The sequence below is a fragment of the Amycolatopsis sp. NPDC004772 genome, assembly GCF_053601215.1.
Map to the genome: position 1 here is coordinate 127,572 of NZ_JBSGBK010000002.1, position 20,855 is coordinate 148,426.

Consider the following 20,855-nt stretch of genomic DNA (forward strand, 5'->3'; position numbering starts at 1 on the left):
TCTTCCCGGCTAGGTCGTAAGCCGGACGGTCGGTGTTACACCCCCGGGAAGTCGATCCGGAGGAAGTCCGGGAAGACGAGGTCTTCCGGGCGTTTGCGCCGTTGTCGTTTCCGCTGAACCATCACAGTGATGCCGTGCCGGCGGAGCAGGGCCCCGCGTCCCTCTGGGTCAGCCTTCAGCCACTCCTGGCCGAACGTGCGGCCCGTGTGGGTCACCTTCACACCCTGGGCTTCCTTGGACAGCTTGATGAGCTCCGCCCTTTCGCCTTCCAGCTTGACGAGGTTTTCCCGGGCGCGCTCCGCGGCGCGCCCGTTGGCGGGGAGAAGGGCGAGGTTGTCAGTCAGAGTGTCGATCTTCTCGTCTACCTCGTTGATCTGGGAATCGTAGTCGACCAAGGCGACGGCCGAACGCTCGACGATCTCGACGCCCCCGTACTGCCCGAGGAACATCTCCCCCACGAAGTCTTCTAAGAGGGCCGCGGGAAACTCCACGGCGAAGCAATCCGGCCGGGAAGCTCGGGTTTTCCGACTGCAATAGTAGGTGTCCGGGTGGCTATTACGCCCGACCTGGTAGTACATCGGCCGGCCGCACGAATTGCAGTAGGCAACGTGTAGCAGCATTGAGCCGCCCTTGCGATTGGTCTTCGGCCCGCGGGCGCCTCTACGGGTCAGCGTCTGCAATTCGTCCCACTCAGGGCGCGTCAGGACGGGCGTAGGCATCAGCATGACGGCGGAGCCGTCCTCGCGACGCACAGTCCCACCTTTGTGTAGGAGCTCCCCAAGTAAGTGTCGGGATTGCAGTAGCTGACACACCTGTGTGCGTGTCCAAAAGCGCACCTTAGGAGTCCGCCCCATGAGCGCCTCATGCCGGGTTAATGGCGTCGGCACACCCTCTTGGTTGAGGTAGTTGGCTACCGTATTCGGGTTACCCCCCTCGCGGAGTACGTCTCGCATGGTGACGATCCACCCGAGGGACTCCTCATCTACCACCAGGGTCTTTCCCCCCTCTGGTCGCTTGACCGGCTTGGTGCCGTAGGGGATCGGGCCGCCGGCCCACCGTGCCGACTCTCGAAGACGCGCGCGACTCTCCGTCGCGCGGTGACGGATCTTCTTCAGTTCCTCCTGCGCGGAGTAGACCTTGAACATGATCTCAGCGTCATGGGAGGAATCTGTGTCGATGCCCTCGGAGGCCGCTACCACCCGTTTGCCCAGGCGGGCCATTTCTGGCACTAGCTCGCCGTAGAAATGGGTCATGTCGCGGACCAGCCGGTCCACCTTCCAGACCACCAGGACGTCCCACGTTGCCAACTTGTCCGGGTCGGTCAGCCAAGGCCCAAGCTCTCGCCTCTTGAACGGCGAGATACTCGCGCTGACTCCGACATCCTGAGTCTCGTGCACCAGGACACCCCCCGGGTGACTGGCGATCCAGGCTCGGTAGGAGAGACGCTGTGTCTCAGGGCTCTCGGAGTGGTCCTTACGCTTTGACTGGCGGATGGCGCCTAGTACCCTGAGCTGCACGTTTGGCCTCCCTGGAGCTTACCGTGACAACAGGATACCTGACTGGTCCGGAATGCTACAGCGAGCACACACCGGGGAGGGACGTCCCAATGCGATTCGTGGTTCGGCTGTTTTTCGGCGCCGTAGCCGGAACGTTGCTTCTGCTCGCAACAGCGGGCACCGCCAACGCACAATACACATCGTCGGTTGGTTTGAAACCATCGAGCGGGCAGGCCGGGAGTTCTTTCACGATTTCCTGGAATTTCTACCCGTGCAAGGGGCCGGTCACCTTTTCGTGGAATGGCACGCCGATGTGGTCGGCGAACGCAACCCTCACGCAGACCAGCGGCACAGTCGCGGCGACCGTGCCGAGCGGCGCCCAGCCGGGGACCTACCCGGTCACCGGCACGTGCACCAACGCCCGGACCGGCGGGCCGCTCAGCGCGGGCAGCCGGTTCAGCGTGACCGCAACTCCCACGACCACCACACCCCCACCGCCGGTCACGACCACGCCGGCCCCTCCGGTCACCACGCGGCCGACGCGGCCCGGCACCACCACGACCCCGGCCACCCCGGCCACCACCACGCCGCCGGCCACCACGACCACCCCGCCGGCCACCACCCCGCCGGCCACGTCCGGCACGCCCACGACGTCCAGCACCGCTCCGAAGCCCGGTGAACTCGTGCTCGACCGGCCGAGCATCAAGGCCGGCGAGCCGCTCTCGGCGTCCGGGAAGGGCTGCCGGCCGGGCCGGATGGTGACCCTCGTGTCGGACGGCACCGAGGTCGGCACCGCCTACACCGACGACTCCGGGGCCTTCACCGCGCCGGTCGAGTTCACCCGCATCGAGGCCGGGCGGCACACCGTGATCGCCGAGTGCGGGGTGCGGCTGACCGGCGCCGTCGACCAGGTGGTGACCCGCTCGTCCGGCGGGCAGACCGGCACGCTGGTCGTTCTCGTGTTCTTCGTCCTCGCGAGCATCACGGTGATCCGCTTCCGCTGACCCCCGGTTGACATGCACCCGTCCGGCTGCCTATCGTCGAAAGGCAGCCGGACGGCTGCATGTCACCGGGAAGGCGCGATGGACGAGGTCTTCAAGGCGCTGGCCGACCCCAGCCGCCGCCGGCTGCTGGACGTGCTCAACGAGCGCAACGGCCAGACCCTGCGCGAGCTGTGCGCGGGGCTGGACATGGCCCGCCAGTCGGTGAGCAAGCACCTGGCCGTACTCGAGACGGCCGGGCTGCTCACCACCACCTGGCGCGGCCGCGAAAAGCTGCACCACCTCGACGCCGCGCCGATCAACGCGATCGCCGAGCGCTGGATGACCCGCTACGACCGGCGGCGGGCCGGCGCGCTGGCCGATCTCAAACGAGCACTGGAGTCCGCACCGATGAACGATTTCGCGTACACCACCTACATCAACACGACGCCGGAGAAGCTCTGGCAAGCGCTTACCGATCCGGCGTTCACGAGCCGGTACTGGGGCGTCTCCTTCGAAACCGATTGGAAAACGGGCTCGCCGATGACGTGGGCCGAGCGCGGCGCGAAAACCAGCGATCCCGGACAGGTCGTCCTCGAATCGGATCCCCATCGACGGCTGTCCTACACCTGGCACACATTCACGGCGGATTGGGCGAAAGCGAACGGCGTCGACGAAGAAACGCTCGCGAAACTGCAGCGGGAAAGCCGGTCCAAAGTCACGTTCACCCTGGAACCGCACGGGGAAATGGTGAAGCTGACCGTGCTCCACGACGGTTTCGACGCCGGCAGCACGACGTTGGAGATGTGCAGCCAGGGCTGGCCGGCGCTGCTCTCCAGCCTGAAGACGCTGCTGGAGACCGGGGCTCCGCTTCCGTGACCTGGCCAAACCGGTCGAACATCGCGAACAAGACAGATCTGGCACAGCAATACGTCTGAATCCTCCCTCTTTTGTGTTCGGCCGGCTGAAGTCCGGGTGAACTTCCCTCTTTCGATCGGATCCGGTTCGGTTTTCCGGGCGTTAGGCTCGCATAATCCGTGACCGGTGATGGTCCGATCGAGTGACGGGAGAGTGCGCGTGCCGGGGTCAGTGCGTACCCGCTGGATCGTGGTGGCCGTGGTCGTGGCCGCCGCGGCGGGCGCCGTCGTGGCGTTCTGGCCGGACAGCGCGGCCGCCGTCGATCCCGAGATCGCGGTCTCGCGCTCGTCGTGCGGCACCGGCTGGACGGATCCGAAGCCGGGGCCGCAGACGTTCCGCCTGCACAACACCGGGTCGGTGACCGCCGAGGTCGACCTGATCGACCCGGCGACCGGCGTGATCTACGGCGAGGTCGAGGGCCTCGGCGCGGCGACGACCCGGCCGTTGCAGGTGAACCTGGGCAACGGCAGTTACGCGTTCCGCTGCCTGCCCGAGGACGCGGGCGCGATCGTCGGGCCGGCCGTGCGGATCACCGGCGGCGCCGAGCGGACCGGGCCGGGCGTCGCGCCGGTGACGCACGACGACCTGCTCGGGCCGCTCAAGGCCTACCAGCAGCACGTCGAGACGGGGCTCGGCGAGCTCGTCGCGAACACGGGCGCGCTGAAGAACACCGTGCACGGCGGCGACCGAGCGGCGAGCCAGGCGGCGTGGCTGACGGCCCACCTGACGTACGAGCGGCTGGGCGCGGCCTACGACGCGTTCGGCGACTCCGACGGCGCTCTCAACGGCACGGCCGACGGCCTGCCGAACGGCCCGGCCGACCCGGGTTTCACCGGCTTCCACCGCCTGGAGCAGGGCCTTTGGCACGGCGAGGACCTGGGCGCGCTCGGCGCCGTCGCCGACCAGCTCGACACCGACGCCCGCGCGTTGCAGACGTCCTTCGCCGACAGCCAGGTCGACGGGAACGACCTCGGGCTGCGCGCGCACGAAATCATGGAGAACACGCTGCAGTTCGAACTGACCGGCCGCACCGACTACGGCAGCGGCACGAACCTGGCCACGGCCCGCGCCAACCTCGACGGCACCCGCGCGGTCCTGGACGTCCTGCGGCCGCTGCTGACGCCGAGGTACCCGGCACTGTCCAAGGTGGACAGCTGGCTGGACCGCACGCAGAAGGCACTGGACGCGGCCCGCCGCCCGGACGGCACATGGACCCGCCCGGCGGAGCTGAGCCGGGACCAGCGGCAGAAGCTCAACGCGGACGTGAGCGAGCTGACGGAACTGCTGGCCCCGATCGCGGCGATCGCCGAGCCGAGGAGGGTCTCGTGACCGACCTGCCTCGCGAAAACCGGACCGCGGGCTCGCCTCACGGCCCCGGAACCGGCCTCCCCCGCCGTTCCTTCCTGCGCCGGGCCGCCATGGGCGCGGGCCTCACCGTCGCCGCCGGGGCCGGGCTGGGCGCCTCCTCCGCGACCGTCACCGACGGCAGCTCGCCCGTGCCCTTCCACGGGCCCCACCAGGCCGCCATCCTCCGCAAGCCGCCGACCCAGACCGTCGTCGCCTCCTTCGACGCCGTCGCCGAGTCCAAGGCCGAGCTCACCGACCTGTTCCGCGCCATCACCGAGCGGGCGCGGTTCCTCACCGCCGGCGGGGCGCCCGCCGCGCTCGGGATCACCGCGCCGCCCGCCGATTCCGGCGTGCTCGGGCCCGTGGTGCCCGGCAGCGATCTCGGCGTCGTCCTCGGCGTCAGCGCCAGCCTCTTCGACGACCGGTACGGCCTGGCGAAACTCAAGCCCGCCAAGCTGAAGCCGATGACGACGTTCCCGAACGACGCCCTCGATCCCGCCCAGTGCCACGGCGACCTCAGCCTCGTCCTGTCCGCGAACGACACCGACACCGTCCTGCACGCGCTGCGGGACATCGCCCGCGCCACCCGCGGCGGCATGCAGCTGCGCTGGAAGCTCAACGGCTTCACCTCGCCGCCGCGACCGGACGGCACGCCCCGCAACCTGATGGGCTTCAAGGACGGCACCGCCAACCCCACCGAGTCCGAACTAGACAGTCTGGTGTGGACGCAGGGCGAGCCCGCGTGGACCGCCGGCGGCAGCTACCAGGTCGTCCGGCTGATCCGGATGCTCGTCGAGTTCTGGGACCGGGTCTCCCTGGCCGAGCAGGAGAACATGTTCGGCCGCCGCCGCGACACCGGCGCCCCGCTCGACGGCACGCAGGAGACCGACGTCCCCCGGTACTCCGACGACCCCGTCGGCACCGTCATCCCGCTGACCAGCCACATCCGGAAGGCGAACCCGCGCACGCCGGAGACCGACAACAGCCGGATCCTGCGCCGCGCGGTGAACTACGACCGCGGCATCGACAGCAACGGCAACCTGGACATGGGCCTCCTCTTCGTCTGCTACCAGCAGGACCTGGAGCGCCAGTTCGAGGCGGTCCAGACGCGGCTGGCCGACGAACCCCTGACCGACTACATCTCCCCGTTCGGCGGCGGCTACTTCTTCGCGCTGCCGGGCGTCACCGGACCGGACGACCACTTCGGGCGTTCCCTGCTCACCTGACGAGCCCCACCCCACCACGAAAGGAATCCACAGTGGACAGAAAGACCCGACGGCGACGGCGCGGCCTGCTCGGCGCCGGGGCACTCGCCTCGGTGGCCGCGCTGGCCGTCGTCACCGGCTCCGCGGCGACCACCGCGGACGCCCAGCCGCTGAACCTGTTCCCCGCGCACTGGATCCCGACGTCGACGCCGATCAAGCACGTCGTCGTCATCTTCGGCGAGAACATCTCGTTCGACCACTACTTCGGCACCTACCCGAACGCGGCCAACACCGACGGCACCCCGTTCACCGCCGCGCACGGCACCCCGAAGGTCAACGGCCTCGACAAGAAGCTGCTGACCGGCAACCCGAACGCCTACAACCCGAAGCGGCTCACGCCCCAGCAGGCGCTGACCTGCGACCAGAACCACAACTACGGCGCCGAGCAGGCCGCCTTCAACGGCGGCAAGATGGACAAGTTCGTCGAGAAGACCGAGACCGACAAGTGCACCGGGCAGCCCATCCTGTTCGGCGAGCCCGGCCTGGTCATGGACTACTACGACGGCAACACCGTCACCGGCATGTGGAACTACGCCCAGCACTACGCGCTGAACGACAACTCGTTCAACACGGTGTTCGGCCCGTCCAGCCCGGGCGCGATCGACCTGATCTCCGGCAACACCCACGGTGTCCAGGCCGTCGACCCGGTGACGCACGAGCCGGTCAGCGACGCCTACGCCGTGCAGTCGCCGGACGCCAGCGGCATCGGCACGATGATCAACGACCCGGACCCGGCGTGGGACGACTGCTCGGGCAAGAACCACACGAGCAAGGACAACCTGGCCACCATGCACGGCCGCAACATCGGTGACCTGCTCAACCAGCGCCACGTCACGTGGGGCTGGTTCCAGGGCGGCTTCCGCCCGACCGGCACGGCCAACGGGTACGCGGTGTGCGGCCAGACCCACACGAACATCGGCGGCAACGCGGTCGTCGACTACAGCCCGCACCACGAGCCGTTCCAGTACTACCCGTCGACAGCGAACCCGAAGCACCTCCCGCCGTCCTCGGTGCAGGCGATCGGCCAGACCGACCGCGCGAACCACCAGTACGACATCTCCGACTTCAACGACTCGCTCAAGGCCGGCTCGATGCCCGCGGTGAGCTTCCTGAAGGCCCCGGAGTACCAGGACGGCCACGCGGGCTACTCGGACCCGCTGGACGAGCAGCAGTTCGTGGTGAGCGAGATCAACAAGATCCAGCAGTCCCCGGACTGGAAGTCGACCGCGATCGTGCTGGCCTACGACGACTCCGACGGCTGGTACGACCACCAGAAGTCGCCGATCCTCAACGGCTCGCACGACGCATCGCAGGACCAGGCGATCTGCACGGGCAAGGCGACGACGGTGGGCAAGTACGCCGACCGCTGCGGCTACGGCCCGCGTCTGCCGCTGCTGGTGGTTTCGCCGTACAGCAAGGTGAACCACGTCGACCACACGCTGACCGACCAGACCTCGGTGCTGAAGTTCATCGAGGACAACTGGTTCACCGGCCGGATCGGTGACGCGTCGTTCGACACGCGCGCCGGCTCGCTCAACGGGATGTTCGACTTCTGGTGGCCGCAGGCCCGGAAGGTCGCCCTGGACCCGAAGACCGGAGCCGTCGTCCGCAGCTAGCCCGAAGCGCCCCAATGTGGCGTTGGTTGCGTCCAACGCACCGAACGCCACATTGGGTGCGTCCAGCGCACCCAACGCCACATTGGGGCGCTTGGGTCAGGGCTTGACCGCGTCGAGGTCCCAGGTGAGCGTCACGACCGTGCCGGAATCGCCGGACGTGATGTCCGCGCGGTCGGCGCTCGCCCGCAGCAGCAGCAATCCCCGGCCGCGCAACGACACCGCGCGGGTGTCCGGCACCGGGGTCCGCCACTGCCCGTGGTCGGTGATCACCACCTCGAGCCGGCCGGGCAGGAGCGTGGCGTCGACGTCCACGAGCCCGTCGCCCGAACCGTCGTAGGCGTGGTCGGCCACGTTCGCCAGTGCCTCGTAACTGGCCAGCACGATGTCGCCGGCCCGGGCCTCGTCGACGCCCGCCGCCAGCACCCACGCCATCAGGTCGTGCCGCAGGCTGCGGAGGGCGCCGGGCGCCGCCGGGACGTCGTGGCAGCGGAACGGTTGCGGGGTCATGCGAGTGCTTCGTCGACGGTCGGGTGGACACCGATCCACGTGTCGAGCCCGGTCGTCTTCAACGGACCCGACGTCACCGGGGAATCGCTCACCACGCACAAGGCGCGCTCGGCCAGCTTGCGGTGGGCCGCCGCGAGCACCTGCAGCCCCGCCGAGCAGAAGAACGTCACTTCACGCAGATCGACCACCAGCTTCTCCGGCCCGCGGGCCAGCACCACGTCGACGACTTCCCCGAACTCCGGCGCGCTGACCAGGTCGATCTCCCCCGCCACGGCCAGCACCGCGGCTCGGCCCCGCCAGTCGAGCGTCACCGCCAGCTCGGTGGCGGGCAGGTCCGGCGTCGAAGGGGTCACGGCCTCCCATCGTGCCGCACTCCCCGCCAAACGGCTACCGATGCGGGAGCTTCACCACGGTCACCCAGAAATCGTCGATCTTCCGGACCACTTCGACGAACTTCTCGAAGTCGACCGGCTTGGTGACGTAGGCGTTGGCGTGCAGCTCGTAGCTGCGCAGGATGTCCTCCTCCGCTTCGGACGTGGTCAGCACGACCACCGGGATCGTGCGCAGCCCCGGGTCCTGCTTGATCTCGCCGAGCAGCTCCCGGCCGTCCTTGCGGGGCAGGTTGAGGTCGAGCAGGATCAGCCCCGGCCGCGGCGCCTCGCCGAACGGCCCTTCCCGCTTGAGGAACCGCAGCGCTTCGACACCGTCCTCCGCGACGTGCAGCGGGTTGCGGATCTTGTGGTGCGCGAAGGCTTCCCGGGTCATCAGGACGTCACCCGGGTCGTCCTCGACGAGCAGGATGTCGATCGGGGCGGGCTGCTGCGTCACGCGGTGCCCCCTTCCTCGGCGGCCGGCAGGGTGAAGCGGAAGGTGGTGTCCGCGGCTTCGGTGTCGAGCCAGATCCGGCCGCCGTGGTACTCGACGATCCGGCGGCACAGGGCCAGGCCGATCCCGGTGCCCGGGTACGCCGACCGCGTGTGCAGCCGCTGGAACAGCGCGAACACCCGTTCGGCGTACTCGGCGTCGATGCCGATCCCGTTGTCCGACACCGAAAACACCCAGTCGTCGCCGTCGCGCTCGGCACTCACCCGGACCTCCGGCGGCGTCTCGCCCTTGAACTTCAGCGCGTTGCCGATGAGGTTCTGGAACACCGCCGTCACCAGCGCCGGCTCGACACGCACCTCGGGCAGCTCACCGCGGCTGACCTTGCCGCCGCTCAGCGACAACGCCACCTCGAGGTTCGCGATCGCGTCGTCGGCCAGCGCACCCGCGTCGGCGACGACGTGCTCGCCCGGTTTGCGGCCGACCCGCGAGAAGGCCAGCAGGTCGTTGATCAGCACCTGCATCCGCTTCGCGCCGTCGACGGCGTACTCGATGTACTGCTCGCCGCGCTCGTCGAGCAGGCCCTGGTAGCGCCGCTGGAGCAGCTGGCAGAAGCTCGCCACCTTCCGCAGCGGTTCCTGCAGGTCGTGCGAAGCGACGTAGGCGAACTGCTCCAGGTCGGCGTTGGACCGCTCCAGCTCGCGGGTGCGCCGGTCCAGCATCGCGTTGGACTCCTCCGCCTCGCGCGTGCGCCGGTCCAGCAGCGCGTGCGCCCGCTCGAGCTCGGCCACCTCGTCGAGGATGCGCTGCCGCATCGCCTCGACGTCCGCGCCGAGCTGGGCGATCTCCCGCGGTCCGCTCCCCCGCACCGGGCTGTGGACGTCGGCGTCGGCGACCCGGCGGACCTGCCCGGCCAGCCGGAGGATCGGCCGGGTGACGACCTGCCGCAGGCCGAAGAACAGGAACGCGAACAGCAGCAGGACGAGCACGGCGACGACCACGAACATCGCGTTCAGGAAGCTCGCCGCCGCGTCGAGGTCGCCGCGGCCGGTGTCGCGGATCGAAGCGAGGTGGTCGAGCTGGGTGTCGAGAGCCTTGCGCACGTCGACGAACAGCGCCCGGCCGCGTTCGACCTGGTCCGTCGTGACCGGCGGGGCAGTGGGTGCGATGGTCGGCGCGGCCGCGTCCTGCCAGGCGGTGGCCGCCCGCAGCACGGCGTCGAGGTCGTCACCGATCTGCGTGCCCGGGGTCGCGCCGAGCTGCTGCAGCTGCGTCACCGCGTCGGCTTGGGCCCGCATCCCGTCGGTGTAGGGCACCAGGAAGGCCGGCTGCCGGCCGAGCTGGTAGCCGCGGACCCCGCTTTCCTGGTTCAGCAGGGCGGTCGACAGCTGGGTCGCGGCGAGGCGCTGTGGCGCGATCACGTCGAGCAGGCGCGTCCGGGCCTCGGTCAGGTTGTGCAGCGCGATGCCGGCCGCGATCAGCGCGACGACCAGCAGCACGGTCTCGGCGGCGGCGAGCAGCACCAGCCGGCGGCGGATGGGCCAGCCGCGTACGTCAGCGCTCATCGGCCTCGGCTTCCGGGTCGTGGCTGAGCAGGGCGAGGGCGACGTCGTCGTCGAGCGGGCCGGAGTTGAGCCGTTCGGCGCGGGCGATCAGCTCGTCGAGCAGCGCGTGGCTGTCGAGCCCGGTGCCGCGCTTGATGTCGAGCACCAGCGCGGCCATCCGATCGTGCCCCAGCCGTTCGGACCCGGCGCCGACGCGGCCCTCGAACACGCCGTCGGTGTACAGCATCAGGGACCACCCGGGCTCCAGGGGCACTTCCAGCGCGTCCCACTTGGCGCCCTCGACGACGCCGAGCGGGACGCCGAGGCGCTCGCCGGAGAGCAGGTGCCCGTCGCCGGGGGTGAGCAGCAGCGGCGGCAGGTGCCCGGCCAGCGACAGGCGCAGGGATCTTCGGTCCGGCGCCACGACGACCATGCAGACGGTGGCGAACAGCGGCTCGATCCGCTCGTGCACCAGGACCCGCTCGACCATGCTCAGCACGTCGGGCATCGGCAGGCCGGCCATCACCAGCGAGCGCCACGCGATCCGCAGCGCGACGCCGAGCGCGGCCTCGTCCGGGCCGTGGCCGCAGACGTCGCCGATCATCATGTGCACGGTGCCATCGTCGAGCTCGATGGCGTCGTAGAAGTCGCCGCCCAGCAGGGAACCGTTGCGGCCGGGCCGGTAGCGGGCGGCCAGGTCGAGGTGGGGGTCGCGCAGCAGCGGGCTGGGCAGCAGGCCGCGTTCGAGCCGCGCGTTCTCCCGGGCGAGCAGCTGCTGCTGGAGGAACTGCTGCTCGACCTGCTCGGCGCGCTTGCGTTCCCGCGCGAACGCCAGCGCCTTGACCAGCAGCGGGCCGTCGACCTGGTCCTTGACCAGGTAGTCCTGCGCGCCGGCGGCGACCGCGGCGACGCCGGCGGCCTGGTCGTGCTGCCCGGTCAGGACGACCACCGCGACCCCGGGGGCGTGCTGCCCGAGCTTGGTCAGCCCGCTCAGGCCCATCGCGTCGGGCAGCTGGAGGTCGAGCACGACGCAGTCGGCGGTGAGCGGACCGTTGAGCGCGGCGGAGAGCGTCTCGACGCGTTCGAGCACGTACGGCACGTTCGTGTCCGCCAGCATCTCTTCGACCAGCAGGGCGTCGCCGTCGTCGTCCTCGATCAGGAGCACCCGCAGGCGCGTGCGGGGATCCCACGATGAGTCGAGCGCGGCGGTCACCGGCGTCTCCCGTTCGGCTGCTCTTGAGCCAGCACATCCAGACGATCACCCTAGCGGCACCGGCAGCGGCCGCCTACGGCCGCGAAACCGGTCCCATCGGGGTAGCGTTTTATAGCACCCCGGTGTGACACCTGGTGGATAACGGTTCGGATGACAGCCGGACACCGCCTCGCGGGACGCCTCAGAAGAGCGGCCGCCCGCTGTTCTTCGCGGTCACGTACGCCTGCCAGTCGCGGGTGACCTGGTCGGCGTAGCTCGTCGCGAACGCCCGCGTCTCGGCCTGCAGCCCGGAGACGGACGTGATCGCGCCATCGATCGCCGCGTCCGCCGAGTACGTCACCCCGGTGCCGGCGATGTCCTGGTCGGCCCGCGAGTGCGCGGCGGCGAGCAGGCGGGCGACGTCGCGGACGGTGTCGTCCCAGATCGCCGACGTCGTCAGGTCGCCGATCTCCAGGTCTTCGGCGAACGGGGACTTCTCCTTGACCAGCACCGGCGTGCTGCCGACGCTCGCCCAGCCGGCCAGCGGGTCCGACTGGCTGGCGAGCCAGCGCAGCGCCAGGGCCGGCCGCTGCCCGCCGGTGAGGGTGGTGGCGTTCGGCGCGAGCTGCTTGGGCGCCGGGTCGACCTCCTGCTTGAGCTCCAGGATCCGGTCGTCGGAATTCGCCGTCGTGTCGCCCTCGACGAGGACGTACCAGCGGAAGCGGCCGAGGCTGCCAGTGCCCGCGCCGGTCCGCCGCCGCACGTCCTTCACGACGGCTTCGGACGCCTTGAGCGGCCGGCCCGCGGTGGTCCGGTAGGCCGCGACGGCGCTGACGAGCTGGGTGCGGGTCGCCGCGGACACCGTCGGCAGCTGCGGATCGCTCTTGAAGTGGCCGCCGGTGGTCCACTTCGCGATCAGGTCGGCCCGCTTGTCCCCCGCGGCGTCGTCGATCAGGTCCCCGACGAGGTCGGACGTGTTGCCCGAGGTCAGCCGCCAGCTCGCTTCGTCGCCGGTCCCGTGGAACTTGGCGATCCACTGCGCGTACTCGGCGACGAAGGTGTCGACGTCGGTGGCGATCTGGCTGGCGCTGCGGCCGTCCGCCCGGCCGGCGAGGACGATCGACACGGCTTCGCGGCGCAGCTCCCACGTCCACGAACCTCGCCAGGCGTCGTCGGTGTCGTTCAGCGCGAACTGCTCTTCGTTGTCGGCCCCGCGGTCGGCGCCGGTGTTCTCCAGGTGCGCGTCACCGGTCAGCCACACGTCCCCGCCCGCGGTGGCGTAGGCCGACGGCGGCAGTTCCCCCAGGTCGCGGTAGTAGAGCGGCGAAGTACCCCGGAAGAACGCCCACGCGCTCGACGCCAGCGCCTGCGTCCGCAGCGTCAGCTCGTCGTCGGTCGCGCCGGCGTTGAGAACGTGCAACGCGTGGTCCCGGTCGTGGATCACCGCCACCGGATCCCGGCTCAGGCCGGCCGCCTCCCCGGGCGCGGCGGTGGCGAGCAGCGTGACAACGACCAGGGTCCCCACAGTGGTTCGGCGCATTCCCCCAGGTATACGCGCGGAAGGTGAGCGGCAGTCAGCGCGCGGTCAACGTGACGGCGAACGTGTTGCTGTCACTTCGGACCAGCGAGCTGAGGTACGCCGTGAACGTGCCGCAGCCGGTCAGCGGCGGGATGGCGTACTGCCCGCTCACCGGCCCGCCCGACGCGAGCGCGAACCCGGCGCCCGTCTTCAGGTCGACCGGGATCGAAGCGCTCGCCCGGCACCCGGCGTCCGCGACCGGCAGCCCGAACAACGTCACCCGGGGCAACGCCAGCGCCAGCTTCGCGTGCGCGACGAAGCCGTCACCGGTGAGCTCGCCGGTCTGCGGGCCGTCCGGGCTGAACTGAAGGTCGGCTGTCCCGGGCACGAACCCGAACACCTTGAACTCCGCCCGGGTCCGGTCGAACGCCGGGCTGAACGCCGGTACCGCGAACGACCCGGTGAGCGGCGCGGTCGCCCCGAGGGCCGGCAGCGTCGTCGAGCCGGTCACGCGGTATTCGCGCGAAGACCCCAGGTCGAAGCCGAGCAGCACCGGGTCCTGGCCGGGGTCGAGCGTGCAGTCGGAGGTGAACGAGCCCAGCCCGGTGTAGGAGCCGTCCGCCTTCTTCGGCGTCAGCCGGGCGCTGAAGCCGCCGATCGTCAGCGTCGTCCTGCCCGCGTTCGGCAGCTGGACCGGCGGGACCGAACCGGACGCCTGCGTGGTGAACGCCCCCGACGGCGGCACCGCGGTCTTCGCCACCGTCAGCGGGAGGCTCAGCGGCAGCGTCAGCGGGCCGTTGGTCAGCGTCACCCCTGCGGACGCCGTCCCTTCGATGCTCGCCGCGCCGACCAGGGCCAGCCCGCGGGCGGACTTGTCGGGCACGGTCACCGAGACCGCGAGATCCGCCGTCGTGAACGTGCCACCCGGCGCGGTCGGCACGTCGAACGACGCCTTGACCTCCACCGCCAGCTGCTGCAGGCCGATCAGCGGGAACGGGCAGGTGAAGCTCAGCTTCTTGTCGATCGGCGTCGACGCCGAAGCGGGTGTGGCGACGGCGCAGGCGATCACGCAGGCGGCGAGCAACGACCGGGCGATCCGCACGGGCGATCCCTTCCTCGGGTGTTCCGGGTGTGGCACCGGCCCCCGCCGCGGCACGATCGGCGCGCGGCGAGGGCCGGCAGATCAGGTCACTTCTTGGCGAGGGTCAGGTTCAGCGAGTTGCCGTCGCTCTTGGCGAAGGCGCTGATGATGTCGTTGAACGCCCCGCAGTTCTGCAGCGCGGACAGCGAGTACGTGCCCGACAGCTTGCCGCCCTTGAGCAGGTCGAAGTCGGGACCGGTGGTCATCTCGCTGGTCGAGGAGCTGACCGTGCCGCACTTCGGGTCGGTGCTGATCGGGATGCCGAACAGGTTGACCGTGGTGAGGAACGTGTCGAACTTGATGTGCGCCTTGAAGCCGGTGCCCACCAGCTCGCCGGTCTGCGGGCCGTTCTGCACGACCTTGACGTCCGAGCTGCCCTGCAGGAAGCCGAACAGCTTGAAGTCGGTGTGCGTCGGGTCCAGCTGCAGGCTGCCGGTGAACGTCTTGGCCGACAGGTTGACGTCGGCGTCGAACGAACCGGTGATCGGCGCGGTGCTGCCGAGCGACTTCAGCGCGGTCTGGCCGGTGATGCCGAACGAGTACTTGATGCCCCCGCCCGGCGGCGTGGTGGTGGGCGGAGTCGTCACCGGCGGCGTGGTCGTCGGCGGCGTGGTGACCGGCGGGGTCGTGGTGGGCGGGGTCGTGGTCGGCCCGCCACCGCCGTTGATGGTGATCGTGGCCAGGGTGTTGTTCTGGCCGCTGTCCTGCGTGCAGGGCGCGTCGATCGTGCCGTCCGGCGTGATGCCGGTGACCGAGCCGTCGGCCTTGCGCGGGGTGACCTTGAGGTTCAGGTCGCCCACGGTGATCTTCGCCTGGCCGGCCTGGGTGAACGTCAGCGACGGCGTCTTGCCGGCCGCGTTGATGTTCATCTCCCCGGACGCCGGGATGTTCGTCTTGTCCAGCGTGATCGGCACGCTGACCGGCAGGTTGAGGCTCGGCGCGGCGACGGTCGCGCTGGCCGTGGCGGTGCCTTCCAGCGTGGTGGCGCCGATCAGGCTCAGGCCGCTTACGGTGTCCGCGTTGATGGTGGACACGGCCTTGATGTCGAACGCGCCGGTCGGCTGCCCGGTGTTCACCGTGGTCGGCAGGTCGGTGTTGATCACCACCTTCAGCGACTGGGAACCCACCAGCGGGAAGGTGCAGTGGTAGTTCAGCGTCAGCGAAATCGGATCGGCGGCGCTGGCCTGGGCGCCGACCACGAGCGCGGTGGCGATGAGCCCGACCGCACCCGCGGCCGCGGCGGCCGCGACCGTCTTCTTCTTGCCTCTTGGGTGACTCACGATGGTCCTTCCGTGTATCAACAGTGATACGAAACGGCGGCGCGTTTCACGTAATCGCGGCCGGACCGTAAGCTAACGAGCGCCGGTGGCACCGATCAAGAGCTTTCGGTAAAAAGGCCACACGGATACCGCAAATTGTCACACCGGCACGTCAGACCGCCCGGTTTCCTAGCAGGACCGGGAAGGTTTCCCCAGCCCAGCGGCACCTTCGAACCGCTGACGCGCGTGACAAATCCGGGCTCCGGAATGTTGACGCACGTGCCAACCACCCATTCTCTCCTTGCCCGCCCAGTTCCGTGACGCGTAGCTTCGAAACCCATGAAAAGAATGCACAGCGCGGTGCTCGTGATGTCGGCGGCCGCGGTTCTGTCGTGCGCCGCGTGCGCTTCGGACACCCCGCCCGACCCGGGCCGGCACGCCGACCCCGCGGCGCTCGCCTGGGTCGACAAGGTGTGCACCGGCGTGGCCGCGGGCTCGGCGAAGCTCTCCCAGCCGCCCGCCGTCGACGAAGCCGACCCGGTGAAGACCCGGGACGCGATGGTGGACTTCCTGGGGCGCCTGGGTTCGGCCCTCGACGACATGGCGGGCGGCCTGCACGGCGCCGGTGTTCCGCCCGTCCCGGATGGACAGTCCGTTGTGGACAAGGCGACCGGCAACCTCACCGAGACGAAGACCAAGCTCGCCGAAACGAAGACCAAGATGGAGCAGGCGAAGGTGACCGACCAGCCCAGCCTGCGCAAGGTCATCTCCGAGGCGGACTCGACCATGGGGCAGCTGGCCGACCCGGAGGGCCCGATCAAGGACCTCAAGGCGAACCCCGAGCTGAACCTGGCCTTCAGCGAGTCCGCGACCTGCAAGCGCGTCTACGGGACCGGCGCGTGACCGCCCGCCGCGTGCTCGCCGCGCTGGTGGCGCTGGTCCTGGCCATGGTCTCCGCACCGGCGGTGGCCGCCGCCGCGCCCGCCGCGCCCGCCCCGGCCGACGACGCGTTCTACGTGCCGCCGTCCCCGTTGCCGGCGGGCAAGCCGGGGGACGTCATCCGGTGGCGGCCGTCGAACGCCGGCCCCCGGCACGCGTCGGTCGACGCCTGGCAGGTGATGTACCTGTCGACGAACGCGCTCGGGCAGCCCGACGCCGTCACCGGCACGGTCCTGGTGCCGAAGACCGCCGACCGCGCGACGGCGCCGATCGTCGCGTTCGCCCCGGGCACGCACGGCCCGGCGTTCGCCTGCACGCCGTCGAAGATGATCGACATCGGCGCCTTCTACGAGCAGCCCGGCCTCGACGACCTGCTCGACGCGGGGTACGCCGTCGCCGTTCCGGACTACGAGGGCTACCAGCCGGCCCCGAAGACGACGTACGTCGTGGGCCGGTCCGAGGGTCCCGCGGTGATCGACGCGGTCCGCGCGGCCCAGCGGCTCGGCGCGGCCGGGCTGTCGGCGTCGGCGAAGGTCGTCTTCCGCGGGTATTCCCAGGGTGGCGGCGCCGCGGCGTGGGCGGGCGAGCTGCAGCCGACGTACGCGCCGGAGCTGAACCTCGTCGGCATCGCGGCCGGTGGGGTGCCGGCCGACCTGGTCCAGGTGACGCTGCAGCTCGACGGCAAGTTCGGCTTCGGCGTCTTCGCCTACGCGCTGCTCGGCCTCGATCAGGCGTATCCCGAGCTGCAGCTCGATTCGTTCCTCACCGACAACGGCCGGGCCAAGCTGGCCGAGATGCAGCAGAGCGCGTGCACGTTCGAGCTGCTCACGACATACGCGAACCAGAAGATCGCGGACTACACGACCGGCCCGGGCTACATCAAGCCCGCGTGGGTGGCGCGGCTGAACGAGAACAAGCTCGGCGGGACCCCGCCGCGGGTGCCGGTGTTCCTCTACCACGCGACCGGCGACCAGCTGGTGCAGTTCGCGCAGGCCGACAGCCTGCACAAGGCGTACTGCGCGGCCGGCGTCCAGGAGACGTGGCAGACCTACGACACCGACCACATCACGCTGGTCTACACCGGCAACGCCGACGTCCTGGCCTTCGTGAAGGACCGGATCGCCGGGAAACCGGCCCCGGCGAGCTGCTGATCAGCGGTTCCGGCCGCCGCGGGGGTGCTGCTGCTGCCACGAGCTCATCACCGAGCTGACGTACTCGCGCCACTGGTCTTCCGGTGACGCCGAGGTCGGCGTCGGCGCGTCGGCGCGTGCGGGCTTGCGCCCGGCACCGGCCGGCGCGCTGGTGGTCTCGGCCGTGCTGTGCCGGACCTCGGCGGTGAGCGGCGGCGGCGCGGCCGAGGCGCTCATCGTCTCGACGGCTTCACTGGAGGTCGGCGGCGGCACGACCGGGGCGGGCGCGCCGGGCGGCGGCACGGCGGTCCCGCCCACCTGGTGCGGCTGGAGCAGCACGACGGCGGCCAGCCCGAGCCCGACGGCCGCGCCCGCGGCGAGGACGTACGGCTTCGCGCGGCGGGTCCGGTCGGCGGGCGGCGCCTCCTGCGGGCGGCTGTCTCCGGCGTCGTCCGCGGCCAGCTCGGCGTCGAGGACGGCCAGCGGATCCGGCGTGGGATCGGGTTCGGTGGCCGCCGCTACTTCGGCGAGCTTCGCGTCGAGTTCACCGCGGATCATCAGCGGCTTCGTCTGCGAAAGGTTCACCAGCTCGGCGACCGAGGGGAGCTCACCCTCACCGCCTGTGCGTGCCATCGAAAACCTCCACCCGTTCGGCGTCACCTGGAGGAACCATGCCTGAGCCGCGAGAGCTGCTCCGCTTCGCCGTCGTCGGCTTGGCCGCGTACGCGGTCACCCTACTGGGCGACTACAGCCTGAAGCTCACCGTGTGCCGTGAGAAGCCGGTGACGGCCCTCGCGATCGCCACGATCGTCTCGACGGCGTTCGCGTACCTGCTGTCCCGCCGCTGGTCGTTCGCCTCCCGCGGCGGCCACGGGCGGCTGCGGGAGGCGACCCTGTTCTTCGCGGTCAACGCGGGCGCGGTGGCGGTGAACCTGGTGCCGGCGCTGGTGTCGCGGTACGTGCTGCACCTGTCGGTGCCGCACGTGGGCTACTGGACGCAGGAGGTCGCGGACTTCGTCGCCGGGATGCTGCTGGGCACCCTGGCGGGGACGGCGTTCCGCTGGTTCGGCTACCGGCGGTGGGTGTTCCCGTCAGCGCCACCAGTTCGCGTCGCCGAGGGTGGTGAAGCCCAGCTTCTCGTAGAGGGGCCGCCCGGACCGCGAGGCGGTCAGCGTGACGGGCAAGCCCTCGAAGTGCCGTAGGACGGCGTGCATCAGCGCGCGCCCGACGCCCCGGGAACGGTGTTCGGGCAGGGTGGTCACCCAGTAGACGCCGCCGACGCCGCCGTGGGCCATGGTGAGGCAGGCGCCCTGGCCGCCCTTGCGGAAGAACGCGGTGGCCTGCTGTAGGAGCGTGTCCGGGAAGACACTGCCGGGGCGGTGGGGCTGGTATTCCTCCAGCGGGAACCCGCGGACGATGAGATCTTCGGCTCCGGCCAGGTCGGCGGCGGTCCGGATGCGCTCGACGCCGTCGGCTGCCGGGGCGGACCCGGGCTCGCGGGCCATCACGGGCAGTTGCCCGGCGGTCATCCCGAGGTGGGTCAGGTCAAGGGCCCGGAAGGGATCTTCGACGACGACGGCCCGCCCCTCGGCCCGCCTCGCCTCGGCGAGCGCGCTCAGCTCCTCGACGGCGGCGTCGCCGGGTGTCGCGGTCCGCAGCATGATCCGGAACCGGCGCCCGTCGACGACGCTGAAGCCGGCGTGGTCTTCGACGCGGTCCCCCCGCGAACGGGCCAGGGTGCTCCACATGGCGACGGCGTTCTCGGAGGCTTGGCGCAGCCGCTCGGTGAGCAATCCGGTCATACCGGCCAGCCTAAAGCGACCCCGGCCCCCAGCCACGAGCCAATCCGGCCCGCCCGAACCAGTCCATTCACGTGCCGACCCCCCAAACACGCGTGTCGACCCTCCGATCACGCGAGTCGTCCGCCCGGGCACGAGGCCGGCCCGTCAGCCGAGGTCCGGCAGGGCCCGTTCCGCCAGCAACGCCAGCTCCAGGCGGAGGCGCTCGGCCGGGTCGTCCAGGCGGTCGCCGAACAGCTCGCTCAGCTTCTTCAGCCGGGCGCGGACCGTCTGCGGGTGCAGGTCGAGCAGGCGGCCCAGCTCGGGCGCGCTGCCGCGGGTCCGGACCAACGCCAGCAACGTCTCCGCCAGCTGCTCCCGCCGACGCTCGGGCAGGCCCGCCAGCGGCTCGAGCGTCGTCGACGCCAGCTGGCCGACCAGGAACTCGTCCGCGAGCAACAACAGCGTCGTCACGTGGTCGCGGCACCAGATCACCGGGCCTGGTGCGTCCAGCAGCCCGCGGGCGGCCAGGTCCACCGCCCGGCGGGCGATGCGGAACGACTCGGGCGCGTCCGATGGCGGGACCAGGGGGCCGACCGCCGCCGTCCAGCCCGGGGGCAGACCCGTCAAGCCGATCAGGTCGACGTCCGGGGCCGGGGTCAGCGCCGCCGGCGGGTCGCCGGCCGGGTCCGCCGGGACGTGCTCCGGGAGCAGGCCGGGCGGGAACTCCGGCGCGCCCGGCAGCGCGCGGAACGCCACCGCCGCCACCCGCTCGGGCACCGGCAGCCCGGACACCGCGATCAGACCGTCCACTTCGGCCGGCGTCCGGCCGCCGAGCAACGCGCGCAGCAGCCGGCGGTGCCGTTCGCCCGTGCCCGACACCGCCGCCTCGGCCGCGCTGTACCCCTCCGCGACGGCCGCCATCGACGTCTCGACGTCGGCGAACATCCCCTCGGCGGCGCCGTACAGGACGTCGCTGGACAGCCCCGCTTCCCGCGCGATGTCGGCGATCCACCGCCAGGTGACCCGGCTCGACACGCGCACGGCCGCCTGCACGGCTTCGCGGCTCAGGCCACTGTGGAACGCGTCGCGCCCGTGGCCGCGGAAGCCGGCCAGGCGGTCGGCCTGCCACAGCGCGGGCGTGCCGACGCGGCCGACGTCCCGCTCGATCCCGCGCCGCGCCAGCTCGATCGCGGTCACGCGGCCGGGGCCGTCGGCGAATCTCCCAGCATATTCCGGAATCTCGGCGGCGATGGCGTCGACGCAGGCCCGGGCGATCTCCGGGATCCGCGGGCGCACCGCGTCACCGAGCTCGTGCGGCAGCCGGGACCACACGGAACTGTCCGAGGCAGCGGAACCGCGCATGGGGAATTCAGTCCTCCACTGGGAATTGGCTCCTCGG

21 protein-coding genes are annotated in these 20,855 nt (G+C 70.8%); 8 read left to right on the top strand and 13 right to left on the bottom strand.

Annotated features, from left to right (window positions below):
• Window positions 1-35 precede the first annotated feature (35 nt).
• Window positions 36-1,517: a recombinase family protein gene (locus tag ACWEF6_RS01990; RefSeq protein ID WP_449681163.1), complete on the bottom strand. Its 1,482-nt coding sequence runs from the start codon at window positions 1,515-1,517 to the stop codon at window positions 36-38.
• 370 nt (window positions 1,518-1,887) lie between these two features.
• Entirely contained in the window at window positions 1,888-2,157 is a 270-nt protein-coding gene (locus tag ACWEF6_RS01995; protein WP_449681164.1) for a hypothetical protein, read from the bottom strand.
• Between the two features lie 22 nt (window positions 2,158-2,179).
• Between ACWEF6_RS01995 and ACWEF6_RS02000 the strand changes: the two genes are divergently transcribed.
• The 5 genes from ACWEF6_RS02000 to ACWEF6_RS02020 all read left to right on the top strand — a co-directional run bounded on the left by ACWEF6_RS02000 (window position 2,180) and on the right by ACWEF6_RS02020 (window position 7,622).
• Complete coding sequence (locus ACWEF6_RS02000; RefSeq protein ID WP_449681165.1) at window positions 2,180-2,500, top strand: hypothetical protein; 321 nt, start codon at window positions 2,180-2,182, stop codon at window positions 2,498-2,500.
• A gap of 78 nt (window positions 2,501-2,578) precedes the next feature.
• Complete coding sequence (locus ACWEF6_RS02005) at window positions 2,579-3,355, top strand: ArsR/SmtB family transcription factor (RefSeq protein ID WP_449681166.1); 777 nt, start codon at window positions 2,579-2,581, stop codon at window positions 3,353-3,355.
• Between the two features lie 210 nt (window positions 3,356-3,565).
• Window positions 3,566-4,723, top strand: coding sequence for an EfeM/EfeO family lipoprotein (locus tag ACWEF6_RS02010; protein WP_449681255.1), 1,158 nt, complete (start codon window positions 3,566-3,568; stop codon window positions 4,721-4,723).
• An 89-nt stretch (window positions 4,724-4,812) separates the two neighbouring features.
• Window positions 4,813-5,967, top strand: a complete 1,155-nt coding sequence (locus tag ACWEF6_RS02015; RefSeq protein WP_449681256.1) for a Dyp-type peroxidase — start codon at window positions 4,813-4,815, stop codon at window positions 5,965-5,967.
• A gap of 32 nt (window positions 5,968-5,999) precedes the next feature.
• Entirely contained in the window at window positions 6,000-7,622 is a 1,623-nt protein-coding gene (locus ACWEF6_RS02020; RefSeq protein ID WP_449681167.1) for a phospholipase C, read from the top strand.
• Window positions 7,623-7,718: 96 nt separating this feature from the next.
• On the opposite strand, the gene ACWEF6_RS02025 is transcribed toward ACWEF6_RS02020, so the two are convergent.
• The 8 genes from ACWEF6_RS02025 to ACWEF6_RS02060 all read right to left on the bottom strand — a co-directional run bounded on the left by ACWEF6_RS02025 (window position 7,719) and on the right by ACWEF6_RS02060 (window position 15,627).
• On the bottom strand, window positions 7,719-8,129 hold the full coding sequence (locus ACWEF6_RS02025) for an ATP-binding protein (protein WP_449681168.1): 411 nt from the start codon (window positions 8,127-8,129) through the stop codon (window positions 7,719-7,721).
• Window positions 8,126-8,482, bottom strand: coding sequence for an STAS domain-containing protein (locus tag ACWEF6_RS02030; RefSeq protein WP_449681169.1), 357 nt, complete (start codon window positions 8,480-8,482; stop codon window positions 8,126-8,128). The genes ACWEF6_RS02025 and ACWEF6_RS02030 overlap by 4 nt, the downstream gene beginning before the upstream one ends.
• 34 nt (window positions 8,483-8,516) lie before the next feature.
• Window positions 8,517-8,957, bottom strand: coding sequence for a response regulator (locus tag ACWEF6_RS02035; RefSeq protein ID WP_449681170.1), 441 nt, complete (start codon window positions 8,955-8,957; stop codon window positions 8,517-8,519).
• Window positions 8,954-10,516, bottom strand: a complete 1,563-nt coding sequence (locus ACWEF6_RS02040; RefSeq protein ID WP_449681171.1) for a sensor histidine kinase — start codon at window positions 10,514-10,516, stop codon at window positions 8,954-8,956. The genes ACWEF6_RS02035 and ACWEF6_RS02040 overlap by 4 nt, the downstream gene beginning before the upstream one ends.
• A complete protein-coding gene (locus tag ACWEF6_RS02045; RefSeq protein WP_449681172.1) occupies window positions 10,506-11,708 on the bottom strand; it encodes a PP2C family protein-serine/threonine phosphatase in 1,203 nt (400 codons plus the stop codon). The genes ACWEF6_RS02040 and ACWEF6_RS02045 overlap by 11 nt, the downstream gene beginning before the upstream one ends.
• Window positions 11,709-11,889: 181 nt before the next feature.
• Window positions 11,890-13,227, bottom strand: a complete 1,338-nt coding sequence (locus ACWEF6_RS02050) for a DUF2252 domain-containing protein (RefSeq protein WP_449681173.1) — start codon at window positions 13,225-13,227, stop codon at window positions 11,890-11,892.
• A gap of 34 nt (window positions 13,228-13,261) precedes the next feature.
• Entirely contained in the window at window positions 13,262-14,308 is a 1,047-nt protein-coding gene (locus ACWEF6_RS02055) for a DUF6801 domain-containing protein (RefSeq protein ID WP_449681174.1), read from the bottom strand.
• 86 nt (window positions 14,309-14,394) lie between these two features.
• Window positions 14,395-15,627, bottom strand: coding sequence for a DUF6801 domain-containing protein (locus tag ACWEF6_RS02060; RefSeq protein WP_449681175.1), 1,233 nt, complete (start codon window positions 15,625-15,627; stop codon window positions 14,395-14,397).
• 318 nt (window positions 15,628-15,945) lie between these two features.
• Here ACWEF6_RS02060 and ACWEF6_RS02065 point away from each other — a divergent pair, with 318 nt between their 5' ends.
• Both ACWEF6_RS02065 and ACWEF6_RS02070 read left to right on the top strand, forming a co-directional pair.
• Complete coding sequence (locus ACWEF6_RS02065) at window positions 15,946-16,509, top strand: hypothetical protein (RefSeq protein ID WP_449681176.1); 564 nt, start codon at window positions 15,946-15,948, stop codon at window positions 16,507-16,509.
• Window positions 16,506-17,696 (top strand): lipase family protein, encoded by a 1,191-nt coding sequence (locus tag ACWEF6_RS02070; RefSeq protein WP_449681177.1) that lies wholly within the window; start codon window positions 16,506-16,508, stop codon window positions 17,694-17,696. Before ACWEF6_RS02065 ends, ACWEF6_RS02070 begins: the two co-directional genes overlap by 4 nt.
• Here ACWEF6_RS02070 and ACWEF6_RS02075 read toward each other — a convergent pair whose 3' ends face one another.
• Window positions 17,697-18,308, bottom strand: coding sequence for a hypothetical protein (locus ACWEF6_RS02075; RefSeq protein WP_449681178.1), 612 nt, complete (start codon window positions 18,306-18,308; stop codon window positions 17,697-17,699).
• A 38-nt stretch (window positions 18,309-18,346) separates the two neighbouring features.
• Between ACWEF6_RS02075 and ACWEF6_RS02080 the strand changes: the two genes are divergently transcribed.
• Window positions 18,347-18,877, top strand: a complete 531-nt coding sequence (locus ACWEF6_RS02080) for a GtrA family protein (protein WP_449681179.1) — start codon at window positions 18,347-18,349, stop codon at window positions 18,875-18,877.
• Here ACWEF6_RS02080 and ACWEF6_RS02085 read toward each other — a convergent pair.
• On the bottom strand, window positions 18,767-19,477 hold the full coding sequence (locus ACWEF6_RS02085; protein WP_449681180.1) for a GNAT family N-acetyltransferase: 711 nt from the start codon (window positions 19,475-19,477) through the stop codon (window positions 18,767-18,769). The two genes, ACWEF6_RS02080 and ACWEF6_RS02085, sit on opposite strands and share 111 nt — an antisense overlap.
• Before the next feature lie 144 nt (window positions 19,478-19,621).
• Window positions 19,622-20,818 (bottom strand): PucR family transcriptional regulator, encoded by a 1,197-nt coding sequence (locus ACWEF6_RS02090; protein WP_449681181.1) that lies wholly within the window; start codon window positions 20,816-20,818, stop codon window positions 19,622-19,624.
• Window positions 20,819-20,855 lie beyond the last annotated feature (37 nt).